The 10,216-nt window shown below is 69.3% G+C and carries 6 protein-coding genes; all 6 read left to right on the forward strand.

Annotated features, from left to right (window positions below):
* The first annotated feature begins 1 nt into the window (after position 1).
* The 6 genes from LRA89_RS19410 to LRA89_RS19435 are packed head-to-tail and all read left to right on the forward strand — an operon-like array spanning position 2 to position 10,030.
* Positions 2-2,764, forward strand: a complete 2,763-nt coding sequence (locus LRA89_RS19410; protein ID WP_230772624.1) for a DUF5695 domain-containing protein — start codon at positions 2-4, stop codon at positions 2,762-2,764.
* A gap of 51 nt (positions 2,765-2,815) precedes the next feature.
* Positions 2,816-4,189 carry an SWIM zinc finger family protein gene (locus tag LRA89_RS19415; protein ID WP_230772625.1) on the forward strand — a complete coding sequence of 458 codons (1,374 nt, stop codon included), beginning with the start codon at positions 2,816-2,818 and terminating at the stop codon, positions 4,187-4,189.
* Positions 4,182-5,555: a DUF5691 domain-containing protein gene (locus LRA89_RS19420; RefSeq protein ID WP_230772626.1), complete on the forward strand. Its 1,374-nt coding sequence runs from the start codon at positions 4,182-4,184 to the stop codon at positions 5,553-5,555. Before LRA89_RS19415 ends, LRA89_RS19420 begins: the two co-directional genes overlap by 8 nt.
* Positions 5,552-6,631 (forward strand): ATP-binding protein, encoded by a 1,080-nt coding sequence (locus LRA89_RS19425; RefSeq protein ID WP_230772627.1) that lies wholly within the window; start codon positions 5,552-5,554, stop codon positions 6,629-6,631. Before LRA89_RS19420 ends, LRA89_RS19425 begins: the two co-directional genes overlap by 4 nt.
* 4 nt (positions 6,632-6,635) lie before the next feature.
* On the forward strand, positions 6,636-8,858 hold the full coding sequence (locus LRA89_RS19430; protein WP_230772628.1) for a DUF5682 family protein: 2,223 nt from the start codon (positions 6,636-6,638) through the stop codon (positions 8,856-8,858).
* Entirely contained in the window at positions 8,855-10,030 is a 1,176-nt protein-coding gene (locus LRA89_RS19435; RefSeq protein WP_230772630.1) for a VWA domain-containing protein, read from the forward strand. Before LRA89_RS19430 ends, LRA89_RS19435 begins: the two co-directional genes overlap by 4 nt.
* Positions 10,031-10,216 lie beyond the last annotated feature (186 nt).

The raw sequence follows: 10,216 nt of genomic DNA on the forward strand, positions 1-10,216 counted from the left end.
GATGAACATGCTCCAGTCATCGACATGCGCGATGCTGCTGCTGACCGCCGCCGTCCTGCCCGGTTCGGCGGCGATGGTTGCGGCGCAGGAGCGTGCGGCAACGCCGGTCCATCCGCCGGTCGCCACCACCCCCTATCGCATCGGCAACTTCGCGGTGCGGTTGCGCAGCGATACGCAGACGCTGGCCAGCCTGCGTCCCGATGCCGATCCGGCGTTCGACTTCGTGCCCGCCGGCCGCGAAGCCGAACGCGCCGGCGATGGCTATGTCCATCTCGGCGACCTGCATCTTCGGCTGCGGACGCCGGACGGCGAATGGCGCGATTTCGCGTCCGCCAGGCAACGCCGGCCGATCCGTGCGCTGCCTCTCGCGCCCGGCGTGGTCGCGGCGGCGGACATCACCGCGACCATGGGCGACGGCATCCCGCTCACCGTCGAGCGCCAGTGGATCGATGCCGGTGGCATACCGGTGCTGCGCTTCGTCCTCGCCAACCCCGGCACGGTCCCGGTCGAGGTCGGGGCGATGGGCATGCCGATGGTGTTCGACAACATCATCACCGATCGCAGCCTCGACGAAGCGCATGCGCAGGCCAGTTTCGTCGACCCCTATATCGGGCGTGACGCGGGCTATCTTCAGGTCACGCGGCTGAACGGTGCCGGCCCCGCCCTGCTCGTCCTGCCCGAAGCCGGCACGCCGCTGGAAGCATGGCGGCCGATCCCGAGCGAAAAGGAGGCGAAGGGCCAGTCGTTCACCGACCGCAGCCCGCGCGGGCAAACCTCCGAAGGCTTCTACGACTGGACGGTCGCCAGCACTGCCTATGCGAGCCGCGAATGGGCAAAGGCCGACGACCAATGGAACCGGCCGACCGGTTTCACCCTCGCGCCCGGCGAACGGCGCAGCTTCGGCGTGCGGCTGGTCCAGTCGCCGACGATCCGCGCGATCGAGACGACGCTTGCCGCCAACGCACGGCCGGTGGCGATTGGCGTGCCGGGCTATGTCGTGCCGACCGATCTCGACGCCAGCCTGTTCGTGAAGGCACCGCAGCCGATCGCGCGGATCACGGTCGAACCGGCCGATGCGATGACGCTCACCCGCGCCGGCGAGGTGAACGGGTGGCAACGGCTTGCGGTGCGCGGGACCGGCTGGGGCCGGGCGCGGGTGTCGATCGGCTATGCCGACGGGTCGGTGCAGACGGTCAGCTATTTCGTCACCAAGCCGCTGGATCGGACGATGGCCGATCTCGGCCGCTTCGCGACGACGAAACAATGGTTCGAGGGGGCGGGCGACCCGTTCGGCCGATCGCCGGCGATCCTGACCTACGACAATGATGCCAAGGCGATCGTGACACAGGAACCGCGCGTCTGGATCGCGGGGATGAGCGACGAGGGCGGCGGCGGAAGCTGGGTCGCGGCGATGATGAAGCAGCTCGACCACCCCGACGCGGTCGAGGTCGCGAAGCTGGAAAGGATGGTTGACGAAACCGTGGCCGGCCGGTTGCAGGTCGAGGGCGGGCCCAACGACGGCGCGGTGCGCAAGAGCCTGTTCTATTATGATCCGGCGCTGCATCCCGGTGTCTATGACCCGGCGGCGAACTGGACGACGTGGACGTCGTGGTCGAAGAAGGACGCCGCCGACCTCGGCCGCGCCTATAATTATCCGCATGTCGCGATCGGCCATTGGGTGCTGTATCGCACCGCGCGCAACCATCCGGGGCTGGTGACGCGGCACGACTGGCGCTGGTATCTCGATCGCGCCTACGCGACGACGGTGGCGATGATGCGCGACGCCCCGCATTATGCCCAGTTCGGGCTGATGGAAGGCGACGTGTTCCTCGACATCCTCCGCGACCTGAAGCGCGAGGGGATGACCGCCCAAGCGACCGCGATGGAAGCGCTGATGCGCGGCCGTGCCGATCACTGGAAGACGCTGAAATATCCCTTCGGCAGCGAGATGGCATGGGATTCGACCGGCCAGCCCGAAGTCTATGCGTGGATGCGCTATTTCGGGCATCAGCCACAGGCGGATACGACGCGCGAGGTGATCCTCGGTTACGACCCGACGATCCCGCACTGGGGGTATAACGGCAATGCCCGGCGCTATTGGGACTTCCTCTATGGCGGCAAGGTGCCCCGGATCGAACGACAGATCCATCACTATGGGTCGACGCTGAACGCCGTGCCGCTGTTCGATGCGTTCCGCGCGAACCCGGCCGACCTGCACCTGCTGCGTGTCGCCTATGGCGGGTTGATGGGCGGGATCACCAACATCGATCGCGACGGCTTTTCGTCCGCCGCCTTCCACGCCGCGCCCGACATGCTGAAATGGGACACCTATTCGGGCGACTATGGCATGGGCCTCTATGGTCACGCGATCGCGGCGGCGACCTATGTCGTCAACGATCCGACCTTCGGCTGGCTGGCCTATGGCGGCAATCTCGCGCAGGCGAACGGCGCGCTGACGGTTTCGCCGAAGGACGGCGCGCGCAGCCGGTTGTTCATCGCGCCGGCGAAGGCATGGATCACGCTGGCAGCGGGCAAGATCGCCTCGGCGCGCTATGTGCCCGCGACCGGGGCGATCACGCTGACGCTCGACCCGACCGATGCCCATACTCCGGCGGCGCGGCTGATGGTGGAGGCGACCGCACCCGACGCCCTGCCCTATCGCCCGGTACGCGGTGTGCCGGAGCGCGGCGGCTACACCATCGCGCTCGGCCGGGGCACGACGACCGTGGAACTGCGGACCGGGGCACGCCGCAAAGCCCGTTGAGCTTTCCGGCATCCAGCCTATCATTGTGCGACACGAAGGTCCGGGGGTGGCGTGGCGATCGACTTGAAGGCGGTGGAAGGGCTTGCCACCGATCAGCCGTCGCTGAAGGCCGCCGCCGGGCTCGTCAAACCCGGCAAATGGTCGGGCGTGGGCATGAGCGACGATGGCGCGCTGATCTGGGGCGAATGCGCCGGATCGGGCGCGAACCCGTACCGGGTGATGGCCGACCTGCGTGACCTCGGCAACAAATGCACCTGCCCGTCGCGCAAATTCCCGTGCAAGCACAGCCTCGCGCTGCTGTGGCTCCATGCCGAGGCGATCGTTCCCTTTCCCACCGCCGAGACCCCCGACTGGGTCGGCGACTGGCTGGCCCGGCGACGCGCCCCCTCGACGAAGGCCGCCGCGCCCGCTGCCCCCAAGGACCTTCACGCCGCCCGCAGCATCGATCCCGAACCGGTCGAGGACGCCAAGGCTGATGCGAAGCGAGAGGCCGCCGCCGTCAAACGCGCCGGGGACACCGAACGCGCGATCCTCGACGCGCTGGGCGCACTGGAGGGATGGGTCGGCGACCAGTTGCGCCTCGGACTGGGCGGGTTCGTCGATGAGGTGACGACGCGCTGCCGGCGGATCGGCGCACGGCTGGTCGACGGCAAGGCGGCGGCGCTCGCCGGCCATATCGACGAACTGCCCGCGCGGCTGCTGGCGCTGCCACCGGGCGACCAGGTGCGCGGAGCGACGGTCGAGCTTGCGCGGCTGGTGCTGCTCGCCCGCGCCTGTCGCGCCACGCCCAACGATCCCGAACTGCGCCGCGCCGTCGCCACCGCCGAGAATCGCGAGACGCTGCTGGCCGACCCGTCCGCCCCGCGCGTATCGGGCGTGTGGGAAGTCCTCGCCGAGCGGGTCCATACCCGCCGCGACGGGCTGGTGTCGCAGACGACATGGCTGCTGAACCTTGGCGGCAGCCCGCGCTTCGCGATGCTGCTCGATTTCTTTCCGGCCAGCGTCGGCCGTCGTGGATCGGTGTTCACGCCGGGCGAGCAATTCCCCGCCGAACTGGTGTTCTATCCGGCGCGCTCGCCGCTGCGCGCGCTGCTCCTCCGGCGCGAGGCGGCGCTGATCGACGGCCCGCCGCTCGACTGGCCCGCGATCGACGGCCCGCTCGCCGCCGCGCTCACCGACCCGCTGCTCGCCGAGCCATGGGCGACCGAACGTCCGGTCCTGCTCCCGCCCGGTCGCGTCGGATTCGACCGGGCCGGCGCGGCGTGGTGGCGACAGCGGGATGGCGACCTCTGCCTGCCGCTCGCCGGCGACGCCGACGGGCTGATCGCCGGCACCGACCTGACCGGTGCCGCCGCGCTATGGTCGGGCAGCCGGATCGATCTGCTGGCGACGCGGACGCCATGGGGACGGGTCGATCATGGCTGACGATATTCTCGACACGCTGGGGCCGGTACTCACCCGCTGGACGATGGGTGGCAGCGCGGCATCGGTCGCGCCGGACGCATGGCGCGACCTGCTCGGGCAGGACCCTGCCGAAGCCGAATTGCGCCTGCTCGCGCTGTCCGGCCAGTATCTCGGCACGCTCGCCATCGCCGAACCCGTGGGCGGGGTCCAACCGCGCGGCGACATCCCGCAACTCGCGCAGCCACCGCTGGCCGATCCGCTACGGCCGCGCGCGCGGCGGCTGCTCCAGCAATTGCGCGACCCGATGCGGCGGCACCTGCTCGACTTCCTCGACACACGCGGCCAGACGCTGCATCCCGGCGACTGGTTGCCCAGACCGGGCGACGAGGTGCCCGCCGTCTATGCACCGTGGCAGGACTGGGCATCCGACGCGACGACCGCCGTCGACGAGCTGGACGCCGCAAGCTGGGACCGGCTCGGCCCCGCCGCGCGACGCGCCGCCTTCACCACGCTGCGCCAGCGCGATCCCGCCGCCGCGACCGCGCTGCTCGCGCAGAAGCTTGGTCAGGAAACCGCCGACCACCGCGTCCGCCTGATCGAGACGCTGGCGACCGGCCTGTCCGATGCCGACCGGCCGCTGCTCGAAAGCCTCGCCACCGACCGCGCACCGCGCGTGAAGGCGCTCGCCGCATCGTTGCTCGCCCGCATGGGGCACGGCGCGACCGGTGGCGAGGATGCCGCTGAACTGGCCGCCTTCCATTCGGTCCAGACGAAGGGGCTGCTGCGTCGGACCAGAATAGTGGTGCCGCAACCGATCAAGACCCCGGCGCAGTCGACCCGCCGGAGCAATCTGTTCGATCTGGTCGCGTTCGACGCCTTTGCCGATGCGCTCGCCCTGCCCGCCGACGGACTGGCCACGGCATGGGCCTGGCGTGAAGACCACCGCAACGATTATGGCTTCGCGTCGATGATCGCCCGCTCCGCCCCCGATCCGATCGTCGTCGCGGTCGCCGACGCACTGACGACGCCGGACGATATTCATCTGCTGACGGCGCTGTTGCCGCGTCTCGACCAGCGTCAACGCCATGCCATCGCCACGCGATGGTTACGCACGACGGCCACGAGCTTCATGACCGCGCTGTCGATCGCCGGCGGCGTGGGCGCGATCGACGATCCGATGACCAGCCCCGCCGGCACCGCGCTGCTCGCCGCGATCGACGGTGGCGATCCCGCCGCCGACCTGCTGGCACTCGGCCTGCTCGCGTCGCGCGACGGCGCGGTCCGGGCGCTCGACCGACTGGGCCGGGCGGGGCTGATCGCGTCCGACCCCCGGCTCGACATGCTGCGGCTCAACGCCGCGCTCGATGACAGGAGACTGCCCCGATGAGCGAAACGCTGCGCCTGCCCGCCGAGACGACCTATGCCGGTGAGCTGGCCGCGCTGGCGGCCGGCGATACCGATCGTCGCCCGCCCGGCTGGTCGCTCTCGCCGAAACTGGTCGTCACCTATCTGATGGGCGGCCATGCCGCCGACGGGACGGTCATCACCCCCAAATATGTCGGCGACCAGCGGCTGATCGAAACGGCGGTGGCGACGCTGGCCACCGATCGCGCGCTGTTGCTGCTCGGGGTGCCGGGCACCGCCAAATCCTGGGTATCGGAGCATCTGGCCGCCGCGATCACCGGCGATTCGACGATGGTGATCCAATGCACCGCCGGCACCGACGAAAACCAGGTCCGCTACGGCTGGAACTACGCCCAGCTCCTCGCCCATGGCCCAAGCCGCGAGGCGCTGGTGGCGACCCCGCTGATGCGCGCGATGGAAACCGGCAAGCTGTGCCGGATGGAGGAACTGACGCGCATGGGATCGGACGTGCAGGACACGCTCATCACCGTGCTGTCGGAAAAGATGATGCCGATCCCCGAACTGAACGGCGCGGTCTATGCCCGGCGTGGGTTCAACATCATCGCCACCGCCAACAACCGCGACAAGGGCGTCAACGACCTCAGCTCGGCGCTGAAACGCCGCTTCAACGTCGTCGTCCTGCCGTTGCCCGACAGCGCCGATGAAGAAGTGGCGATCATCGTCAAGCGGGTCGGCGAAATGGCGCGCAGCCTCGACCTGCCCGAACCGAAGAACGTCGCCGAGGAAGTCGCGCGCGTCGTCGCGATCTTCCGCGAATTGCGCTCAGGCTCGACCGAGGACGGCAAGATCGCGCTCAAGACCCCGTCGGGCGGGCTGTCCACCGCCGAGGCGATCGGGGTAATGGTCGGCGGGATCAGCCAGGCGACCTTCTTCAACGATGGCCGCCTGACGCCCGAGACGCTGGCGGCCAGCATGATCGGCGCGGTGGTCAAGGACCCGGTGCAGGACAAGGCGGTACTTGGCGAATATCTCGAAACCGTGCTCAAGAAGCGGCGCGGGTTCGAACGCTATTACGCCTCGCTCACCGACCTGATCTGACGCGATGCCGGCCGATGTCTCGCTTTTCGGCATCCGCCACCACGGGCCGGGCTCGGCGCGCCGGCTGGTGGAGGCGCTGGACACGCTGCAACCGGGCACGGTGCTGATCGAGGGGCCGGCCGATGCCTCGCACCTGCTGCCGATGCTCGCCGATCCGGCGATGGCGACCCCGGTCGCGCTGCTGACCTATGCCGAGGACGATCCGGCCGACGCCAGCTTTTTTCCCTTCGCCGACTATTCGCCGGAATATCAGGCGGCACGCTGGGCGGTGGCAAAGGGTGCCGAACTACGTTTCATCGACCTGCCCGCCGCCGACCGGCCGGGTGCGCCGGGCAGGGAGACAGAGGGGGATGCGCCGATCACCGCCGACGACGATCCGATCGCGCACGATCCGATCGGCATCCTCGCCGCCGCCGCCGGCTATGCCGATGGCGAATCTTGGTGGAGCGACGTGATCGAGGAGAATCCGGAATCGACCACGGTGTTCGCCGCCGTCGCCGATGCGATGACCGCGCTGCGCCGCGAAGCCCGCCCGCTTGGCCCCCGCGAAGCGGCACGCGAGGCGCATATGCGGATCGAGATCGCCCGCGCCGCCAAGGACAGCGATCGCCCGGTCGCAGTCGTCTGCGGGGCATGGCATGTCCCCGCGCTTGCCGAACGGCACAGCCTTGCCGCCGACCGCGCGCTGCTGAAAGGACGGCCGAAGGCGAAGATGAAGGCGACATGGGCACCCTGGACTGCCCCGCGCCTTGCCCGGTCGAGCGGCTATGGCGCTGGCGTTGTCGCGCCCGGCTGGTGCGACCATCTGTGGCACACCCGTGCGACGCAGGATCGCGACTCGATCTGGCTCGCGCGGATCGCGCGGGTGATGCGGACACGCGGCCATTTCGTCTCGACCGCCTCGGTGATCGAGGCGCAGCGGCTGGGGCATGCGCTCGCAGCCCTTCGCGAACGCCCGCATCCCGGGTTCGAGGAACTGCGCGAAGCGGCCATCGCCTGCCTGTGCAACGGCGAAGCCGCGGTGTGGGACGATATTGCCGCCGAGCTGCTGATCGGATCGGCGGTCGGCGTCATCCCCGCCGACACCCCGCTCGCCCCGCTGCTGGAGGATCTGCAACGCCAGCAAAAGGCGACACGGCTGAAACCCGAAGCGCTCGAGCGCGCGCTGACGCTCGACCTGCGCAGCGACAGCGGCCTTGCCCGCTCGACCTTGCTCCACCGGTTGAATGCGCTCGACGTACCATGGGGCCACCTTGCCGATGCCGGACGCAGCCGGGGAACGTTCCGCGAAAACTGGCTGCTGGCATGGCAGCCCGAATATGCGGTCCGGCTGGTCGAAAACCTCGTCCATGGCTCGACGATCGCCAAGGCGGCGGCGGGGCGGCTGGGGGAGGCGATGCGCGCCGAGGCCGATCTGGGGAGGCTTGCCGCATTGGTCCGCAGCGCGATGGTCGCCGATCTCGACCAGGCGACCGAAGCCGGCATCGCGCTGCTCGAACGGCGCGCGGCGCTGACCGACGATTGCCACGCGCTGCTCGCGGCACTCCCGCCGATGGCCGACATCCTGCGCTATGGCGAGGCGCGCGCCGGAACGGTCGAGCATCTGGGCGAACTGATGCCGCGCATCGTGGTGCAGGCGGCGATCGCCCTGCCCTATGCCGCGCGCGGGCTCGACGACGATGCGGCGGGCGCGTTGCGGGCGGCGATCCTCGCTGCCGAAAGCGCGATCCAGCTCGCCCAGCTCGACGCCGACGTCGTGACCCGCTGGCACGACGCGCTCGCCACGCTTGGCGAGGACGATCAGGCGACCCGCCTCGTCGCCGGCACCGCCGCGCGGCTGCTCTACGAAGCCGATCGGCTGACCGCCGCTGATGCCGCGACGCTGCTCGGCCGGATGCTGTCGCCGGGCACGCCCGTCGCGCAGGCAGCGGGGTTCTTCGAGGGATTTCTGGAAGGTGCCGGGGCGCGGCTGATCCACGACAGCGTGCTGCGCGATGCGGTCGACGGGTGGCTCGGCGGGCTGGACGAGGAGGCGTTCGTCGCCAACCTGCCGCTGTTCCGCCGGGTGTTCGCCGCCCTCGACCGCAACGAACGCCGCCGCCTGCTCGATGCGGCGCTCGGGAGCACGGGCAAGGACCATCGCGGCTATCGGCTGTTACCGGGCGCCGCGGCGCTGTGGCCGGCACATGAAGCGCGCATCATGGCGCTGATGACGGGGGCGGCATGACGGAGGACCACGAACGCAGCCGCCGATGGACGCTGGCGTTGGGCGTCGAGGAAAGTGACGACGTCAGCTATCCCCTGTCCGAACGCGACCGGCGCATGGCGCAGGCGCTCGCCGCGCTCTACGGCGACGGAAACGAAGGAAAGAAAGGGCGCGGCGGCCTCGGCGGGTCGGCGCCGAGCGTTGCCAAATGGCTGGGCGATATTCGCGAATTCTTTCCGACCCCGGTCGTGCAGGTGATCCAGAAGGATGCGTTCGAGCGCAAGGGCCTGCGCCAGATGCTGCTCGAACCCGAGTTTCTGGCGACCGTCGAGGCGGACGTGAACCTCGTCGCCGACCTCGTGGCGCTGCGCGGGGTGATGCCCGAAAAGACCCGCGAAACCGCCCGCGCGGTGATCGCGAAAGTCGTCGCCGAACTGATGGCCCGGCTGGAGGCAAAAACCGCCGATGCGATCCGCGGCGCGCTCGACCGGTCGCGACGGACCACCCGGCCGCGCTTCGCCGACATCGACTGGCCCCGCACGATCCGCGCGAACCTGCGCCATTATCAGGCGGCGCATCGCACGATCGTACCCGAACGCCTGATCGGCTTTTTGCGCCAGCAGCGGCGGATCGTCGATCTGGACGAAGTGATCCTGTGCGTCGACCAGTCGGGATCGATGGCCAGTTCGGTCGTCTATGCCTCGATCTTTGCGGCGGTGATGGCGTCGCTGCCGGTGGTCGCGACCAAGCTGGTCTGTTTCGACACCGCGATCGTCGATTTGACCGAGGAACTGGCCGATCCGGTCGAGGTGCTGTTTGGGGTGCAACTGGGTGGTGGCACCGACATCAACCGCGCTGTCGCCTATTGCGAGGACCGGATCGAACGGCCGGCGAAGGCGCATCTGGTGCTCATTACCGACCTGTACGAAGGGGGTGATGGCGATGCGCTGGTCGACCGGCTGGCGCGGCTGGCGGTGTCGGGAGTGAACGTCGTCGTCCTGCTCGCGCTGACCGACAGCGGCCGGCCATCCTATAATCCGCAGCTTTCGGCGCGGGTGGCGGCGCTCGGCATCCCGGTGTTCGCCTGCACACCCGACCAGTTTCCCGACCTGATGGCGACGGCGCTACGCCGCGAGGACGTCCACCGCTGGGCGGCGGACAGCGACATCAAGACGATCCGCGTGGAAAACTAGCTGGACAGTACGAAGGTCAATCCGAACGATCGATCACGCTCGCCTACCGTCAAGCAAGACGAACGCGTAGCGACCCGCGGTCCTGACGGACGCGGGCTATGTGTTGTGTGGCGTTGTGTAAGTATGGTTGCGGGGACAGGATTTGAACCTGTGACCTTCAGGTTATGAGCCTGACGAGCTACCGGG

The organism is Sphingomonas sp. Leaf4 (assembly GCF_920939515.1).
Lineage (GTDB): Bacteria > Pseudomonadota > Alphaproteobacteria > Sphingomonadales > Sphingomonadaceae > Sphingomonas.

Bases quoted from the DNA above. Each gene is read 5' to 3' on its own strand.
- LRA89_RS19410 (WP_230772624.1), top strand. From the start codon at position 2: ATGAACATGCTCCAGTCATCGACATGCGCGATGCTGCTGCTGACCGCC.
- LRA89_RS19425 (WP_230772627.1), top strand. From the start codon at position 5,552: ATGAGCGAAACGCTGCGCCTGCCCGCCGAGACGACCTATGCCGGTGAG.
- LRA89_RS19430 (WP_230772628.1), top strand. From the start codon at position 6,636: ATGCCGGCCGATGTCTCGCTTTTCGGCATCCGCCACCACGGGCCGGGC.
- LRA89_RS19435 (WP_230772630.1), top strand. From the start codon at position 8,855: ATGACGGAGGACCACGAACGCAGCCGCCGATGGACGCTGGCGTTGGGC.
- LRA89_RS19420 (WP_230772626.1), top strand. From the start codon at position 4,182: ATGGCTGACGATATTCTCGACACGCTGGGGCCGGTACTCACCCGCTGG.